Annotated in this window: 13 protein-coding genes; 9 read left to right on the top strand and 4 right to left on the bottom strand. The window is 73.6% G+C overall.

Annotated elements, in window-relative coordinates; translation table 11 throughout:
• Positions 1-14: 14 nt before the first annotated feature.
• The gene (locus ACL02U_RS02930) at positions 15-3,014 is read right to left on the bottom strand and encodes a bifunctional [glutamine synthetase] adenylyltransferase/[glutamine synthetase]-adenylyl-L-tyrosine phosphorylase (protein WP_412788981.1); all 3,000 of its coding nucleotides are present in this window, start codon (positions 3,012-3,014) and stop codon (positions 15-17) included.
• A 320-nt stretch (positions 3,015-3,334) separates the two neighbouring features.
• Here ACL02U_RS02930 and ACL02U_RS02925 point away from each other — a divergent pair, with 320 nt between their 5' ends.
• The 3 genes from ACL02U_RS02925 to ACL02U_RS02915 are packed head-to-tail and all read left to right on the top strand — an operon-like array spanning position 3,335 to position 6,580.
• Positions 3,335-4,207 (top strand): alkaline phosphatase family protein, encoded by an 873-nt coding sequence (locus tag ACL02U_RS02925; protein ID WP_412789003.1) that lies wholly within the window; start codon positions 3,335-3,337, stop codon positions 4,205-4,207.
• Between the two features lies 1 nt (position 4,208).
• Positions 4,209-5,561, top strand: a complete 1,353-nt coding sequence (locus tag ACL02U_RS02920; RefSeq protein WP_412788980.1) for an MFS transporter — start codon at positions 4,209-4,211, stop codon at positions 5,559-5,561.
• A complete protein-coding gene (locus ACL02U_RS02915) occupies positions 5,558-6,580 on the top strand; it encodes a TolB family protein (protein WP_412788979.1) in 1,023 nt (340 codons plus the stop codon). Before ACL02U_RS02920 ends, ACL02U_RS02915 begins: the two co-directional genes overlap by 4 nt.
• Before the next feature lie 137 nt (positions 6,581-6,717).
• On the opposite strand, the gene ACL02U_RS02910 is transcribed toward ACL02U_RS02915, so the two are convergent.
• Positions 6,718-7,413, bottom strand: a complete 696-nt coding sequence (locus ACL02U_RS02910) for a TetR/AcrR family transcriptional regulator (protein WP_412788978.1) — start codon at positions 7,411-7,413, stop codon at positions 6,718-6,720.
• Positions 7,414-7,553: 140 nt separating this feature from the next.
• Here ACL02U_RS02910 and ACL02U_RS02905 point away from each other — a divergent pair, with 140 nt between their 5' ends.
• The 3 genes from ACL02U_RS02905 to ACL02U_RS02895 all read left to right on the top strand — a co-directional run bounded on the left by ACL02U_RS02905 (position 7,554) and on the right by ACL02U_RS02895 (position 9,180).
• Positions 7,554-8,366: an NAD(P)-dependent oxidoreductase gene (locus tag ACL02U_RS02905; protein ID WP_412788977.1), complete on the top strand. Its 813-nt coding sequence runs from the start codon at positions 7,554-7,556 to the stop codon at positions 8,364-8,366.
• 140 nt (positions 8,367-8,506) lie between these two features.
• Entirely contained in the window at positions 8,507-8,770 is a 264-nt protein-coding gene (locus tag ACL02U_RS02900) for a CopG family transcriptional regulator (protein ID WP_412788976.1), read from the top strand.
• Positions 8,767-9,180, top strand: coding sequence for a PIN domain-containing protein (locus tag ACL02U_RS02895; protein ID WP_412788975.1), 414 nt, complete (start codon positions 8,767-8,769; stop codon positions 9,178-9,180). The genes ACL02U_RS02900 and ACL02U_RS02895 overlap by 4 nt, the downstream gene beginning before the upstream one ends.
• A gap of 106 nt (positions 9,181-9,286) precedes the next feature.
• Here ACL02U_RS02895 and ACL02U_RS02890 read toward each other — a convergent pair whose 3' ends face one another.
• Complete coding sequence (locus ACL02U_RS02890) at positions 9,287-10,648, bottom strand: glutamine synthetase family protein (RefSeq protein WP_412788974.1); 1,362 nt, start codon at positions 10,646-10,648, stop codon at positions 9,287-9,289.
• A gap of 299 nt (positions 10,649-10,947) precedes the next feature.
• Here ACL02U_RS02890 and ACL02U_RS02885 point away from each other — a divergent pair, with 299 nt between their 5' ends.
• Positions 10,948-12,135 carry a globin domain-containing protein gene (locus ACL02U_RS02885; RefSeq protein WP_412788973.1) on the top strand — a complete coding sequence of 396 codons (1,188 nt, stop codon included), beginning with the start codon at positions 10,948-10,950 and terminating at the stop codon, positions 12,133-12,135.
• Between the two features lie 13 nt (positions 12,136-12,148).
• Here ACL02U_RS02885 and ACL02U_RS02880 read toward each other — a convergent pair whose 3' ends face one another.
• Entirely contained in the window at positions 12,149-12,583 is a 435-nt protein-coding gene (locus ACL02U_RS02880) for an RrF2 family transcriptional regulator (RefSeq protein WP_412788972.1), read from the bottom strand.
• A gap of 653 nt (positions 12,584-13,236) precedes the next feature.
• Here ACL02U_RS02880 and ACL02U_RS02875 point away from each other — a divergent pair.
• Complete coding sequence (locus ACL02U_RS02875; protein ID WP_412788971.1) at positions 13,237-15,180, top strand: protease pro-enzyme activation domain-containing protein; 1,944 nt, start codon at positions 13,237-13,239, stop codon at positions 15,178-15,180.
• 106 nt (positions 15,181-15,286) lie between these two features.
• Positions 15,287-17,041, top strand: a complete 1,755-nt coding sequence (locus ACL02U_RS02870; RefSeq protein ID WP_412788970.1) for an NAD+ synthase — start codon at positions 15,287-15,289, stop codon at positions 17,039-17,041.
• The last annotated feature ends 205 nt before the right edge of the window (positions 17,042-17,246 follow it).

The raw sequence follows: 17,246 nt of genomic DNA, 5'->3' as shown, positions 1-17,246 counted from the left end.
GCTCCGGCCGGCCGCTACTGCTCCTCCGCCCCGTAGAACAGCCGCTCGACCACGGCGCGGGCCAGCCGGGCGGTGCGCCGGTAGGCGTCCAGCATGTCGCCCACGTGACCGAGGCTGTGGCCCAGGTAGCGGCCGACGGCGCCCAGTTCCCGGGCGTCGGCGGGGAAGGTGTCGCCCGCGCGCCCGCGGACCAGCATGACCGCGTTGCGCACGCGGGTCGCCAGCACCCACGCCTCGTCCAGCGTGGCGGCGTCGTCGGCGTCGACGAGTCCGGCCTCGCGGGCGGCGACCAGGGCCTCGCGGGTGCGGGTCGTCCGCAGTCCGGGCACCTGGGCGGCGTGCCGCAACTGCAGGAGCTGCACCGTCCACTCCACGTCGGACAGCCCGCCGGGCCCGAGCTTGGCGTGCAGCTTCGGGTCGGCGCCGCGCGGCAGCCGCTCGGACTCCATGCGGGCCTTCAGCCGCCGGATCTCGCGCACGGCCTCCTCGTCCAGGCCGCCGGGGCGGTAGCGCAGCGGGTCGACCATCTCGATGAAGCGGCGGCCCAGGTCCTCGTCGCCGGCGACCGGCTCGGCCCGCAGCAGCGCGTGCGACTCCCAGATCAGCGACCAGCGCCGGTAGTACGCCCGGTACGACTTCAGGGTGCGCACGAGGGGACCGGTCCTGCCCTCCGGGCGGAGGTCGGCGTCGATCAGCAGGGGCGGGTCGGAACTGGGGATCTGCAGCAGCCGCCGCATCTCGGACACGACCCGGTTCGCCGCCTCGGCGGCCTCCCGCTCGTCGACGCCGTCGCGCGGCTCGTGCACGAACAGCACGTCCGCGTCGGAGCCGTAGCCCAGTTCGTGCCCGCCGAAGCGGCCCATGCCGATGACGGCGAACCGGGTGGGCAGCTCGTCCCCCCAGCCGCCGCGGACCACCGCGCGCAGGGTGCCCGCGAGGGTCGCCGCGGTCAGGTCGGACACCGCGGCGCCGACCCGGTCCACCAGCGCGCCCTGGTCGGCCTCGGCGGGCCGGGTCTCGGTGCCGTAGGAGTCGATGATGTCGGCGGCGGCGGTGCGGAACAGCTCGCGGCGGCGGACTCCGCGGGCGGCGGTGACCGCCTGCGCCGCGTCGTCGGCGCGGCCGACCGCGGCGAGGACCTCCTGTTCCAGGTGGGCCCGGCCGCGGGGCGCGAGTCCGGCGCCGTCGCCGAGCAGCGCCACCGCCTCCGGGGCGCGCAGCAGCAGGTCGGGGGCGAGCCGGCCGGCGGACAGCACGCGGGCCAGGTTCTCGGCGGCCGCGCCCTCGTCCCGCAGCAGGCGCAGGTACCAGGGGGTCTTGCCGAGCGCGTCCGACACCTTGCGGAAGTTCAGCAGTCCGGCGTCCGGGTCGGCGGAGTCGGCGAACCAGCCCAGCAGTACGGGCAGCAGGGTGCGCTGGATGGCGGCCTTCCGGGTGACACCGGAGGCGAGGGCCTCCAGGTGGCGCAGGGCGGCCGCGGGATCGGCGTAGCCGAGGGCGACGAGCCGCGCGCGGGCCGCCGCCGGGCTCAGCCGGGCCTCGCCGGTGGGGAGCTGGGCGACCGCGTCCAGCAGCGGACGGTAGAACAGCTTCTCGTGCAGGCGGCGGACGACGCCGGTGTGCCGCTTCCAGTCCCGGGTCAGCTCGGCGACCGGGTCGGCGCGCAGGCCGAGGGAGCGGCCGATGCGGCGCAGGTCGGCGTCGTCCTCGGGGACGAGATGGGTGCGGCGCAGCCGGAAGAGCTGGATGCGGTGCTCCATGGAGCGCAGGAAGCGGTAGGCCTCGTCGAGCTGGGCGCCGTCGGCGCGGCCCACGTAGCCGCCGGCCGCCAGCGCGTGCAGTGCGTCGAGGGTGGTGCCGCTGCGCAGCGAGGTGTCCGCCCGGCCGTGCACCAGTTGCAGCATCTGCACCGCGAACTCCACGTCCCGCAGACCGCCCGGGCCGAGCTTCAGTTCGCGTTCGACCTCGGCGGCGGGGATGTTCTCGACCACGCGGCGGCGCATGCTCTGCACGTCGGTGACGAAGTTCTCGCGTCCGGCGGCGGCCCAGACCAGGGGTTCGACGGCGTCGACGTACTCCTCGCCCAGTTCCGGGTCGCCGGCCACCGGGCGGGCCTTGAGCAGTGCCTGGAACTCCCAGGTCTTGGCCCAGCGCTGGTAGTAGGCGAGGTGGCTGCTCAGCGTGCGCACCAGCGGGCCGTTCCTGCCCTCGGGGCGCAGGTTGGCGTCGACGGGCCAGATGGAGCCCTCCACCGTCGTCTCCGAGCAGATCCGCATCATGTGCGAGGCGAGGCGGGTGGCGGCGCGCAGCGCCTTGTCCTCGTCGGCGCCCTCGACGGCCTCACCGACGAAGACGACGTCGACGTCGGAGACGTAGTTGAGCTCGTGTCCGCCGCACTTGCCCATCGCGATCACGGCGAGCCGGCACAGCGCCGCGTCCTCCGGCGCGGCGGTGCGGGCGAGCGCGAGGGCGGCGCGCAGGGTGGCGGTGGCCAGGTCGGCGAGTTCGGCGGCGCACTGGGCGACGTCCGTGGTGCCGCAGACGTCGCGGGCGGCGATGGACAGCAGGCAGCGCCGGTAGGCCACGCGCAGGGAGACGGGGTCGACGGCCTCGGCGAGGCCGTGTTCGAACTCGGCGATGCCGGGGTGCAGGTCCTGCGGCTCGTAGGTGACCAGGGCCTGCCAGTCCTGCGGGTGCCGGGCCAGGTGGTCGGCGAGCGCGGTGGAGGCGCCCAGCACGCCGAGCAGCCGGTCGCGCAGCGGCTTGGCCGCGGTCACCGTGTCGAGCAGTTCGCGGTGGGCGGTGGTGTCGGGCTGCGCCTCCAGCAGCCGTACCAGGCCGTGCAGGGCGAGGTCGGGGTCGGCGGTGGCGCCGAGTGCCTCCAGCAGCACCGGGTCGTCGCGGACCGGCGCCAGCTCGACGCTGTCCAGCAGCCGCTCGGCGGCGGACGGGGCGGTGAAACCGTGCCGCAGCAGCCGCGTGAAGGTACTGCTCCTGCGTCCCGGCGCCGTCATGCCCCGCCTCCCTCGGATCAAGGTCGTACGGGGTTGAGGGTAACCCGCGGGGGCCCGGCGGCGCCCCGGCCGACCGCGGTCGGCGCGCGGGTCCGGGGGCCGCGGCGGCCGGGGCCGGGGGCTGCCGTTCACCCGGTCTTCATCCGCCGGGGCGGGTACGGCCGAACCTTCGATTCTTGGCGTGTGCATGCTCTACACGCTCCTCCAGCCCTGCCCGTTCCCCCCTCCCGGAGGTAGATGTGTCCGGCAGTTCCGGCAGTTCCGGCACCTCGGCGCACCGCGAGTCCGGCACCTCGGTGCACCGCAGGTCCGGCACCTCGGTGCTCCGCCGCGGCCGCACCGCCCTGGCATCCGCACTCGCCCTGGCCGGCGCGGCCGTCGGCCTGTGGAGCGGACTCGACGGCTCCGCCGCCCAGGCCGCGACCGGGGTTCCCACCCCGGACCACGTGATCGTCGTCGTGTTCGAGAACCACGCCTACAGCCAGGTGATCGGCTCCTCCCGCGCCCCCTACATCAACTCGCTGAAGTCCGGCGGCGCCAACCTGACGCAGTCGCACGCCGAGACCCACCCGAGCCAGCCGAACTACTTCGCCATGTTCTCCGGCTCCACCCAGGGCATCACCGACGACAGCTGCTTCACCCCCGGCTTCTCCTCGGCCCCCAACCTCGCCTCCGAGCTGATCGCCGCGGGCCGCAGCTGGGCCAGCTACAACGAGGGCCTGCCCGGCCAGGGTTCGACCACGTGCAGCAGCGGACGGTACGCCCGCAAGCACAACCCGTGGTTCGGCTTCAGCAACGTGCCGACCTCCACCGGCAAGACCTTCGACCAGTTCCCGAGCGACTTCGGCACCCTGCCGGACGTCTCCTTCGTCATCCCCGACCTGTGCAACGACATGCACGACTGCTCGGTGAAGACCGGCGACCGGTGGCTGAAGAACAACCTGGGCGCCTACGCGACCTGGGCCCGCACCCACAACAGCCTGCTCGTCGTCACCTTCGACGAGGACAACCGGCTCAGCGGCAACCGCATCCCGACCGTGCTCTACGGCGAGCCGGTGGCCGCGGGCTCCTCCACCTCGACCACGTACGACCACTACGACCTGCTGCGCACCCTGGAGGACATGCAGGGGCTGGGCAGCCACGCGGGCAACGCGGCCTCCGCCCAGGACATCACCGGCATCTGGGCGTCCTGAGATGTACGTCGCGGACAGCCGTGCCGGCACCCCCGGCGCGCCCGCGTCCGCGGACGGCGCCGTCCGGTCCCCCGCCGGGCGGCGCCTCGCCGCGGTCGGGCCCACCGTCCTCGCGCTCGGCACCGTCAGCCTGATCACCGACGTGTCCTCGGAGATGGTGACGGCGGTGATGCCGCTGTACCTGGTGGCGGGACTCGGCCTGTCCCCGCTGGGCTTCGGCCTGCTGGACGGCGTCTACAACGGCTTCTCGGCACTGGTCCGGCTGGCCGGCGGGCACCTCGCCGACCGGGGCGGCGGCCGGCACAAGCGGGTGGCGGTGCTCGGCTACGGCCTGTCGGCCCTGTGCAAACCGCTGCTGCTCCTCGCCCACACGCTGACCCCGATCGGCCTGGTGCTGGCCGCCGACCGCACCGGAAAGGGCCTGCGCACCGCCCCGCGCGACGCGCTGATCTCGCTGTCCGGCCCGCCGGAGACCCGCGGCCGCGCCTTCGGGGTGCACCGCGCGATGGACACGGCGGGCGCGCTGCTCGGCCCGCTCGCCGCGTTCTGGATCCTGCGGGTCACCGTGGACGGCTACGACGCGGTGTTCACGGTGAGTTTCTGCGTGGCCGCCACCGGGGTGCTGGTACTGCTGCTGTTCGTACCGTCCGGCAGCTCCGCCGGCGGCAGCGGCAGCGGCAGCGGCAGCGGCAGCGGCAGGATCGGCCGTACGGGTGGCACCGGCAGTGCCGTTCGCACCGGCGGGCCGGCCGCCGATCACGCCACGCTGCGAGCGGCCGTCGGGCTGCTGGCCGACCGCGACCTGCGCCGGATCACCGTCTGCGCGGTGCTGCTGGGACTGGCGACGGTCAGCGACTCCTTCGTGTACCTGCTGCTGCAGCGCCGGCTCGGTGTCCCCGACCGCTGGTTCGCGCTGCTGCCGCTGGGCACGGCGGCGGCGTTCCTGCTGCTCGCCGTGCCACTGGGCCGGCTGGCGGACCGGATCGGCCGGCGGCGGATGTTCCTCGCCGGGCACGGCGCCCTGTTCGCGGCCTACCTGCTGCTGCTCACCTCCTGGCACGGCACCGCACTGCCGTACGCGGTACTGCTCCTGCACGGCACCTTCTACGCGGCGACCGACGGCGTCCTGATGGCGGCGGCCTCGCGCCGTGTGCCCGCGGCGCTGCGCTCCTCCGGACTGGCGGTGGTGCAGACCGGCCACGCCCTGGCCCGGTTCGCCTGCTCGCTGGCGTTCGGCGCGGCCTGGACGCTGTGGGGCGACCGCACGGCGCTGCTCGCGTCGACGGCGGCACTGGCGGTGTGCGCGGCCTGGTGCACCGTCTCCCTGCGTCCGGCCCGGGAGACCGCCTCGTGACGGCCACGCTCCGCACCCGCCTCCTGGTCCTGGCGTCGGCCCTGCTCGTCCTGGCCGCCGTCGCACTGGCGTCGGTGCTGCACGCCTCGGCGCGCGCCGAGCGCCGCGACCGGGCGCGGCCGGACGGTCCCGAGATCACGTCCGGCGCGGTGGTCCTGACCGAGCCGGGCAGGATGGTGTTCCGCAACATGGCGTGGGGTCCGCACCGCGACGAGCTGGTCTCGGTCCCCGCCTCCGACCCCTCGGGCCCGCGCACCGCCTCACACGTCAAGTGCCTGCGCTTCCACGCGGCCGCGGGCACCGGCGTGTGCCTGCAGGCGGTGCACGGCCCGCTCTCGGACACCTATCGCGCGGTGCTGCTGGACGCGCGGTTGCACGTGACGCGGCGGTACGACGTACCCGGCATCCCCTCCCGCGCCCGCGTGTCGCCCACCGGCCACCTGGCCGCCTGGACGGCGTTCGTCGGCGGCGACTCCTACGCGGGCACCGACTTCTCCACCCGGGCGGCGGTCGTCGACACGCGGACCGGGACGCTGATCCCGTCCCTGGAGTCCTTCCGGATCGTGAAGGACGGCCGGGAGTACCGCTCCTCGGACGTCAACTTCTGGGGCGTCACCTTCGCCGACGACGACCGCACTTTCTACGCGACCATGGCCACCGGGGGGCGGACCTACCTGGTCCGCGGAGACCTGCGGGCGCACACGCTCACCACGCTGCGCGGCAACGTCGAGTGCCCGTCACTGTCCCCCGACGGCACCCGCATCGCGTTCAAGAAGCGCGTGCCGGGCCTGCCGAAGGACGCCCCCTGGCGCCTGTACGTGCTCGATCTGCGCACGATGCGCGAGACCCCGCTCGCCGAGCCGCGCAGCGTCGACGACCAGGCCGCCTGGGCGGACGCCCGCACCGTGGTGTACGCGCTGCCCGGCGACTTCGGCGCCGACCTGTACCGCGTCCCGGCGGACGGCACCGGCGCCCCGCGCCGCATCAGCACCGCGGCACTCTCCCCCGCGTATCCGTGACGCCACGTCCCTGACGCGTGCTGTCTCCGACGCCTCTTGTCCCTGGCGGCTCTTGTCCCTGGCGGCTCCGGACCGGCCCCCGCGGGCGTCCGCCCCGGGCCGAACGGGCGGGGGCGGACGCCCGCGGAGCGGGACCTTCAGTCGTCCGACCAGCCCGGTCGGCCGCGCCGCAGCTCCAGGCCGTCGAGGATGAGGTCGAGACCGATGCCGAACTCGTCGGCGTAGGCGTATCCGGGCCGCAGGACGTGCCCCACGACCATCTCGGTGAAGTGCGGGAAGTCCCCGGGGGCCGCCCGGTCGACGATCCCGCGGGCCAGCTCCTCCAGATCGTCGCCGGCGGTCTCGAAGGGAAGACCGGCCTCCTGCAGGGCGAAGCCGTAGACGTAGCTGTCCAGCAGCGAGAAGGCGTGCGCCGCGCCCGCGACGGAGAAGCCTCCCGACCGCAGGCTGCCGAGGACCGCGTCGTGGTGGCGGAGCGTGGCGGGGCCCGGGTCGGACCGGGACTCCATCAGTCCGATCGCCCAGGGGTGGCGGGTGAGCGCATCCCGCAGGGACACCGAACGCCGCCGCATCGCGGCCTTCCAGCCCAGGTCGTCCGGCGGCACGTCGACCTCGCCGAAGACCGCGTCGACCATGCCGTCCAGGATCGCCTCCTTGCCGGGCACGTGGTGGTAGAGCGACATCGCCTCCACACCGAGCCGCTCGGCGAGCTTGCGCATGGTCAACGCGCCGACGCCGGCCTCGTCGGCCAGGTCGACCGCGGCGCTCAGCACCTCGGCGGCGCTCAGCGGGGTGCCGCGGCGGGCCTGGGTGCGGTTCTCCTGTGCGGCCAACGGTGCCCTCCTCGACTGGTCCTCCACTCAGGCTTGACCATCTTACGCCGTAAGGTAGCCTTACCACGTAAGGCAGCTTACGGAGTAAGGCTGATTCACGGCGCAAGGCCGGGCGGACGGGCAGGGAGCGAGCAGAGGCCATGGAGCGGAACGGGCAGAACGGACCGGGCAGGGCGCCCTCGGCGCACACGGGGCAGGACGGAGAGGAGCGCGCCGCAGAGTCCGCGGCGGAGACCGCCGCGGACATCACCGCGCGGAGGAAGGTGTGCATCGTCGGAGCCTCCGGGAAGCTCGGGCGCTACATGGTGCGGCACGCGCTGGACCGGGGCTACGAGGTCGTGGGCGTCTGCCGGGAGCAGAGCACCGGCAAGCTCGCCGAGTTCGGCGACCGGATCACCGTGCTGCCCGGGGCCACCGACGACCGGGCGGTCGTCGCACGGGCCGTCGAGGGATGCGACGCGGTACTCACCGTCCTGGCCCCCTGGGGCATGCACCACTACGCGTCCGGCACCGCGCAGGCCGTCCTCGACCTCGCGCCCCCCGGCGCGCGCCTGGTGTTCTCCTGCGGGTGGCACATCACCCGGGACGGCAAGGACCGGTACCCGCTGCGCCTGCGGGCCTTCGTCGCGGCGTTCGGGCGACTGGCGAAGCTCGCCCGGGTCGTGGACCTGGACGACCAGGTCGAGGCCTGCCGGAGGATCTTCGCCAGCGACACCCGCTGGACAGTCGTGCGCGGCAGCGACCTCGAGGAGGGCGAGAGCCAGGGACTGCCGGTGTGGAGCCGGCATGTGGGCGATCCCGTGCTGGCCAGCAATCTGACCCGCCGGGTCGACTTCGCCCTCTTCATGGTCGAGGCGGTGGAGGACGAAAGCCTCGTCCGGGAGGCCCCGGCGATCGTCGGCCGCCTCACCCCCTCCGCCCTCGCTCACGCCCCCGCCGGACAGGCCCACTGACACCCGGTGAGGACGCGACCCGGACACCCGGCAGCGGATCGGCGGCACCGGGGCCGGAAAGGAAGAGCGGCGGGCTGCGGCGCACCCACCAAGCACCTGCACCGACAGCAGCCGGGAGGATGCAGGGTAGGATAGGTGGCATGAGTGAGCCTACCGGCAAGTACTCGATCACCATGCCGCGTGACATCGCCGAGGCCGCCAAGGCCCGCAGCGGCCCCTCCGGACTGTCCGCGTACGTCGCCGCGGCCGTCGCCCGCCAGATAGAGCGGGACAACCTCAACGAACTCATCACCGTGGCGGAGGCCGAGCACGGCCCCATCACCGACGACGAGATCCAGGCTCTGCGCGACCAGCTCCACCAAACCCGGGAGCAACAAGTACACGGCGGGGCGAACGCTGCGTGACGGCCTCCCAGGCCGCTCCCGGCGGCACCCTGGTACTCGACAGCGAAGGACTGGCCAGGGCGGTCCTGCGGGACCGTACGGTCACCGGCTGGCTCGCCCTCGCACGCGCCGAAGACCTACGGGTGATCACTTCCGCGGCCACCCTCGTGGAAGTGATCCACCCACGGATCAACCGCCCGGCCCTGGAATGGACGCTTTCCCGGCTCGTCATCGAACCGATCACCGAGCCCGTCGCCCGTCGCGCCGCCGCCCTCCTCGCCGACGCCGGCCGGCACGGCCACAAGCACGCCATCGACGCCCTGCTCAGCGCCACGGCACTGGCCGCGCCCGGCCCGGTGACCGTTCTCACCTCCGACCCCGAGGACCTCACCGCACTCTGCCGGGGACGCGCCACCGTCATCAAGATCTGACGGGCCCCCGCAAGTCCCGCAGGCAGCGCACCCGTTCCCCTTCGACCGGCGGTCCGCGACCCTCGGCGCAGCCGCCCAGCCGTGAGAGGTCCGCTCCAGCCTGCGCCTACAGCACCGGCAGGCTCTTGCGGAGCTCGAAGGCGGTGACCTCGGAGCGGTACTCCTCCCATTCGCTCTTCTTGTTGCGCAGGAAGAAGTCGAAGACGTGCTCGCCGAGGGTCTCGGCGACGAGGTCGCTGCGCTGCATCAGGGCGAGCGCCTCGCCGAGGTTCTGCGGCAGCGGCTCGATGCCCAGCGCGCGGCGCTCGGCGTCGGACAGGGCCCACACGTCGTCCTCGGCGCCCGGCGGGAGCTCGTAGCCCTCCTCGATGCCCTTGAGGCCGGCGGCGAGCAGGACGGCGTAGGTCAGGTAGGGGTTGGCGCCGGAGTCGATGGAGCGGACCTCCACGCGGGCGGAGCCGGTCTTGCCGGGCTTGTACATCGGGACGCGGACCAGGGCCGAGCGGTTGTTGTGGCCCCAGCAGATGTAGGACGGGGCCTCGCCGCCGGCCCCCGCGGTGCGCTCCGAGCCGCCCCAGATGCGCTTGTAGGAGTTGACCCACTGGTTGGTGACGGCCGAGATCTCGGCCGCGTGGCGGAGCAGGCCGGCGATGAAGGAGCGGCCCACCTTGGAGAGCTGGTACTCCGAGCCCGACTCGTAGAAGGCGTTCCGGTCGCCCTCGAACAGCGACAGGTGGGTGTGCATACCGCTGCCCGGGTACTCCGAGAACGGCTTGGGCATGAAGGTGGCCTGCACGCCCTGTTCCAGTGCCACCTGCTTCATGACCAGGCGGAACGTCATGATGTTGTCGGCGGTGGACAGCGCGTCGGCGTACCGCAGGTCGATCTCCTGCTGGCCGGGGGCGCCCTCGTGGTGGGAGAACTCCACCGAGATGCCCATCGACTCCAGCATGGTGATGGCCTGGCGGCGGAAGTCCATGCCGACGGCCTGCGGGGTGTGGTCGAAGTAGCCGGAGCTGTCGGCCGGCGTCGGACGGGAGCCGTCCACGGGCTTGTCCTTCAGCAGGTAGAACTCGATCTCCGGGTGGGTGTAGAAGGTGAAGCCGAGGTCGGAGGCGCGGGCCAGGGCACGCTTGAGGACGTAGCGCGGGTCGGCGAAGGACGGGGAGCCGTCCGGCATGAGGATGTCGCAGAACATGCGGGCGGTGCCGGGCGCCTCGGCGCGCCACGGCAGCACCTGGAAGCTCGACGGGTCCGGCTTGGCGATCATGTCGGACTCGTAGACCCGGGCGAAGCCCTCGATGGCGGAGCCGTCGAAGCCGATGCCCTCGTCGAAGGCCTGCTCCAGCTCGGCCGGGGCCACGGCAACCGACTTGAGGAAGCCCAGCACGTCGGTGAACCACAGGCGTACGAACCGGATGTCGCGCTCCTCCAACGTCCGGAGCACGAACTCCTGCTGCTTGTCCATCTTCCGCTTCCCCATCCTTGCTGGTCAGGCCGCCTGCCCCCGGTCCCGCGGGAGGCGGTCGGGCACCTGAGCATCCCACCACAACACCGTTTCACGCGCGTTGCGGACCATGATCGGCCGACCGCCGAGGGCGTGAACGCCGCACTCCGGCGAGTAGACCGCTCCTCTGCCCATCTTGCCTGTCCAGCTCCGCGTTTGTAACGGCCACCCCCTCCGGTCGACCCCGACCACTTTAATTTGCATTTTAGATGCAAGTTTCAATACCGTACCGGCGTCCACCGAGACCCTCAGGAGAGCCGATGCTGTCCGATTCGTCCGCTGCCGTCGTCCGTGCAACCCTGCCCGCCGTCGGCGCGTCCCTCGACGAGATCACCGAGCGCTTCTACTCCGGGATGTTCGCCGCCCGCCCGGAGCTGCTGCGCGACCTGTTCAACCGCGGCAACCAGGCCGCCGGGACCCAGCGCCGGGCGCTGGCCGCCTCCATCGCCGCCTTCGCCGCACACCTGCTGGACCACCCGGAGCAGCGGCCCGACGCGATGCTGTCCCGCATCGCGCACAAGCACGCCTCACTCGGGGTGCGACCGGAGCAGTACGCGATCGTCCACGAACACCTCTTCGCCGCCATCGCCGACGTCCTCGGTGACGCGGTCACCCCCGAGGTGGCCGCCGCCTGGGACGAGGTCTACTGGCTGATGGCGCACGCGCTGACCGCGCTCGAGAAGCGGCTGTACGAGGAGAGCGGCGAGCCGACCTGGCGGCGGTGGGAGGTCGTCGAGCGGGTCGCGGAGACCGCCGACGTGGCCACCTTCCGGCTGCGGCCCGCCGACGGCGGCCCGGTGCCCGGTTTCCGCGCCGGCCAGTACGTGTCGGTGCGGGTGCCGCTCGCCGACGGCGCCCGCCAGATCCGCCAGTACAGCCTCTCCGGCGCTCCCGGCGCCGGGCTGCGTCAGATCAGCGTCAAGCGGGTGCGCGGCGAGGCCGCGGCCCCGGACGGCGAGGTCTCGAACCACCTGCACGCCCACCTGCGCCGCGGGGACGCGCTGGAGCTGTCCGCCCCGTACGGCGACCTGGTCCTCGGCGACGCCCCCGGGACGCCCCTGCTGCTGGCCTCCGCCGGCATCGGGGTGACCCCGGTGGCCGCCATGCTGGCCCGGCTGGCCGAGGACGGGCACCGCGGACCGGTGACCGTGGTGCACGGCGACCGCTCCCCCGCCGAGCACGCGCTGCGCGCCGAGCAGGAGGCGTACGCCGGCAAGCTCGCGGACGCCGCCGTGCACCTCTGGTACGAGCAGGACGCCCCCGCCGGCGCCCGCACCGGCTACGTCGACCTGGCCGAGGTACCGGTGGCGCCGGGCACCCGCGCCTACCTGTGCGGCCCGCTGCCCTTCATGCGCTCGGTCCGCGCCCAGCTGATCGACAGGGGGGTCGCACCGGCCGACATCCACTACGAGGTGTTCGGGCCGGACCTCTGGCTCGGCGCGAACTGAGCGAGGGCGCCCCTCAGGGCACCGCCGGCAGGCCCAGGAGCAGCGGCCCGGTGGGATCGGCGACGACGTCCGCCAAGGTCACCGGGTCCAGCGTCGCGAAGAACGCCTCCTGGGCCCTGCGCAGCGCGCCGCGCAGTCGGCAGCCGGGGCTCAGCGGGCAGGGTGTGGCCCCCTCGCACTCGACGACGTCGCCGTCGCCCTCGAAGGCGCGCACCACCGCGCCGACCGATGCCGTGCGGCCCTGCTCGCTGAGCGCGAGTCCGCCGCCGCGGCCGCGCCGGGCGTCGACCAGCCCCAGGTGCTGGAGTTCGGCGACGACCTTGGCGGTGTGCGTGTAGGGCACACCCATGACGGCGGCGACCTCGCGGGTCGTCGGAGTGGAGGCACCGACCACGGCGAGCCGCATCAGGACGCGCAGGGCGAGGTCGGTGGAGCGCAGGAGCCGCATACCGGCCAGCGTAAATAATGCGCATCCCGTATTCCACTTTTCGCGGCCGGCATCCCGCACCGTCCACTCCCCCGCGGGGTGGGGACCCGACTCCGGCCGCTCCCCCGCGGGGCGGGGACCCGGCTCCGGCCACTCCCCCGCGCGGAGGGGGCGCCGACTCCGGCCGCTCCCCGCCGGGGCCGCTCCCCGCTCCGAGCCCCCGCAGCCCGGAACCCCGCCCCGGCCCCCTCCACCCCCAGGAATGCGTCACGCCCTCCACCCCCAGGACGGCGTCACGACCCGCCCCCTCCACCCCCGGGACGGCATCGCGGCCCGCGCCGCCCCGCCGCCCCGCCGCCCCGCCCCGCCGCGCCGCCGCCCCGCCGCGCCGCCGGGGCGGCACCCGGGCTCCGGCGGACTCCCCCGCGGGCCCCGACGCGGACGCCTCCGCTCCGGCCGGCGCGCTCCGCGCGGTCCGGGGTGGCGCACATGCCGGGCAGATCGGGCGATGAGCGGAGCAAAGATCCGAATCAACCGAGGCCCCCTCAAACTCCTTTCTACACCGCTTACTTGGGCTCTTCTTGGGTTTCACATTTCCCTGACATGAACGGTTCATCGACAGAGTGGCCCCGGCGGGTGATCCACTCGCGACGAACCACGCAACAGGGGGTTTCATGAGAGCGAACCGCGCCAAGGTGCGCGCCGGAGTGAGCCTGGCGGCGACCCTGCCCATGCTCGCCGGCGCGCTGGCGCTCGGCATACCCGCGGCGCACGCGGCGGGGAACCCGAACCACCGGGACACGCTGGCCGGGACCAAGCCGGCGTGGGCCACGCCCAGGGCGGACAAGGGTGCGGCCTCCGACCGCGCCGCGGTGTCCGCGCGCGTCTACCTCGCCGGCCGGGACGCGGCCGGCCTCGCGGCCTACGCCCAGGCCGTGTCGGACCCGCACTCGGCGCAGTACGGGAAGTACCTCAGCGCCCGGCAGGCGCAGGACCGTTTCGGCGCCACCAAGGCCCAGGTCTCGGCGGTGAAGTCCTGGCTGAGGTCGGCCGGTCTGAAGGTCACCGGCGTGACCCGGCACTACGTCTCCGTCAGCGGTGACGTGGCCGCCGCGGAGCGGGCCTTCGGCACCCAGCTGCGCACCTACGCGAAGGGCTCCGCGACCTACCGCGCCCCGGAGCGCACCGCTTCTGCGCCGTCGAGCCTGAAGGGCGCCGTGCTGACCGTCACGGGCCTGGACAACGCCCCGCACAAGGCGGACCACAAGGACCAGCTTCCGCCGCCGGACGCGGTGTTCAGGAACGCCGGGCCGTTCTCGTCCTACTACGGCTCGCGCATCGCGAGCACGCTGCCGGACGCGTACGGCACGAAGGCCCCGTACACCGTCAAGGGCTACACCGGGCGCCAGCTGCGCGCCGCCTACGGCGCGGGGCACCGCACCGGCAAGGGCGTGCGGGTGGCCATCACCGACGCGTACGCCTCGCCGACCATCGCCTTCGACGCGGCCATGTACGCCAGGAACCACCACGACGCGGCCTGGAAGACCCGCCAGCTGCACCAGGTGCTGCCGGACGCGTACACCAAGACCAAGGAGTGCGGGGCGGCCGGCTGGTACGGCGAGGAGAGCCTCGACGTCGAGGCCGTGCACGCGGTCGCGCCGGCGGCCGACGTCACCTACGTGGGCGCCGCCTCCTGCTACGACGACGACCTGCTGGACTCGCTCGGCAAGGTCGTCGACAACCACCTGGCCGACATCGTCTCCAACTCCTGGGGCGACGTCGAGGCCAACCAGACGCCGGACCTGGCCGCCGCCTACGACCAGATCTTCCAGTTCGGCGCGGTGGAGGGCATCGGCTTCTACTTCTCCTCCGGCGACAACGGGGACGAGGTCGCCAACACCGGCACCAAGCAGGTCGACGTGCCGGCCAACTCCGCCTGGGTGACCTCGGTCGGCGGCACCTCGCTGGCGGTCGGCAAGCACAACAAGTACAAGTGGGAGACCGGCTGGGGCACCGAGCGTGCCGGGCTGTCGGACGACCGCGCGAGCTGGACCGGCTTCCCCGGCTCCTTCGTCTACGGCGCCGGCGGCGGCACCAGCCGCACCGTGCCGGAGCCGTACTACCAGAAGGGCGTCGTCCCGGACTCGCTGGCCCAGGCCAACAGCGCCGCCGGCAACCGTGTCGTTCCGGACATCTCGGCCATCGCCGACCCGAACACCGGTTTCCGGATGGGTCAGACGCAGACCTTCCCGGACGGGACGCAGCGCTACAGCGAGTACCGCATCGGCGGCACCTCGCTGGCCGCACCGGTCATCGCGGCCGTGCAGGCGCTCGCCCAGGAGGCCCACGGCGGCAAGCCGCTCGGCTTCGCCAACCCGGCGATCTACGCCCGGTACGGGTCGAAGGCGTACCACGACGTCACCGACAACCCGACCGGCTCCGGCCTGGCCGTGGTGCGCGTCGACTACGCCAACGGCTTCGACAAGGCCGACGGCCTGGTCACCTCCGTGCGCAGCCTCGGCAAGGACAGCTCGCTGCAGGCGGTCAAGGGCTACGACGACGTGACCGGCGTGGGCACTCCCGCGCGGGGCTACGTGGAGTCGTACCGGCGCCACTGACCCGGCACCGGGCGGCCGCGCGCCGCAGCCGCCGGTGAGGGGTGGCGTGGGGTGGCACACACCCCGCGCCACCCCATCGCGTCGATTTGACGATTACACTGGGCCCGTGCCTCAACTTCGACTCGCCCTGAACCAGATCGACTCCCGCGTCGGCGACCTCGCCGGGAACGTCGAGACGATCGTCCGCTGGACCCGGCGCTCCGCCGAGCAGGGGGCGCACCTCGCGGCGTTCCCGGAGATGGCGCTGACCGGCTACCCCGTCGAGGACCTGGCCCTGCGGCCCTCCTTCGTCGAGGCCTCCCGCACCGCGCTGCGGGACCTGGCCGCGCGCCTCGCCGACGAGGGACTCGGCGAGCTGCCCGTCCTGGTCGGCTACCTGGACCGCTGCGAGACCGCCCAGCCGAAGTACGGGCAGCCGGCCGGCGCCCCGCAGAACGCGGCCGCGGTACTGCACCGCGGCGAGGTGGTGCTGACGTTCGCCAAGCACCACCTGCCCAACTACGGCGTCTTCGACGAGTTCCGCTACTTCGTGCCCGGCGACAGCATGCCGGTGCTGCGGCTGCACGGCGTCGACATCGCCCTCGCGATCTGCGAGGACCTGTGGCAGGACGGCGGCCGGGTGCCCGCGGCCCGCTCGGCGCGGGCCGGGCTGCTGCTGTCGGTGAACGCCTCCCCCTACGAGCGCGACAAGGACGACACCCGTCTGGAGCTGGTCCGCAAGCGCGCCCAGGAGGCCGGCTGCACCACCGCCTACCTCGCGATGACCGGCGGCCAGGACGAGCTGGTCTTCGACGGCGACTCGATCGTGGTGGACCGGGACGGCGACGTCGTCGCGCGGGCCCCGCAGTTCGCCGAGGACTGCCTGGTCCTGGACCTGGAGCTGCCGGCCGCGGCCGGCGAGGCGCCGTCCGGAGTGGTCGACGACGGGCTGCGCATCGACCGCGTGGTGCTGTCCGGGGAGCCGCTCGCCGCCTACCCGCCGGAGCGGACCGGGGGGTACGCGGACCGGCTGGAGGACGAGGAGGAGGTCTACTCGGCGCTGGTGGTGGGCCTGCGCGCGTACGTGCGCAAGAACGGCTTCCGGTCCGTCCTGGTGGGCCTGTCCGGCGGGATCGACTCCGCGCTGGTCGCGGCGATCGCCTGCGACGCGCTGGGCGCGGAGCACGTGCACGGCGTGTCGATGCCCTCGAAGTACTCCTCCGGGCACTCCAGGGACGACGCGGCGGAACTGGCCCGACGTACCGGACTGAACTTCCGGACCACCCCCATCGCCCCGATGTTCGACGCCTACATGGCGTCGGCGGAGCTGACCGGTCTGGCCGAGGAGAACCTCCAGTCCCGGCTGCGCGGCACGCTGCTGATGGCGCTCTCCAACCAGGAGGGCCACATCGTGCTGGCCCCCGGCAACAAGTCGGAGCTGGCGGTGGGTTACTCCACGCTGTACGGCGACTCGGTCGGCGCCTACGGGCCCATCAAGGACGTGTACAAGACGTGGGTCTGGCGGCTGGCCGAGTGGCGCAACCGGGCCGCCCGGGAGCGCGGGCAGACCCCGCCGATCCCGGAGAGCTCCATCACCAAGCCGCCCAGCGCCGAGCTGCGCCCCGGGCAGGTCGACACCGACTCGCTGCCCGACTACCCGGTGCTGGACGCGATCCTGGAGATGTACGTCGACCGGGACCGGGGCGCCGACGCGATCGTGGCCGCCGGTTTCGACCCGGCCCTGGTGACGAGGACGCTGCGGATGGTGGACACCGCCGAGTACAAGCGCCGCCAGTACCCGCCGGGCACCAAGATCTCGGCGAAGGGCTTCGGCAAGGACCGCCGCCTGCCGATCACCAACGGCTGGCGCGAGACGGCCTAGTCCGGGCCGGTCCGGCGGATCGGGGCGGGGCGGCCGGCGGGCGCCGCCCCGGCGCCCGGACGACCGCCCCGCCCCCTCCCGTGCCCCCACCCGCGCCCGGCGCCCGGCGTGCGAGGTCGCTCGGAGGTCGCGGGTCGGACGGTTGACGCGGTCCGGGCCGGGTGACGCGGTCCGGGCGGTGGATGCGTGCGCCGCGCCGGACACG

The sequence above is a fragment of the Streptomyces sp. MS06 genome (genome assembly GCF_047200655.1).
Taxonomy (GTDB): domain Bacteria; phylum Actinomycetota; class Actinomycetes; order Streptomycetales; family Streptomycetaceae; genus Streptomyces.
The sequence above is the reverse complement of the archived record's forward strand: the minus strand, read 5'-3'. Positions and strand labels throughout refer to the sequence as shown.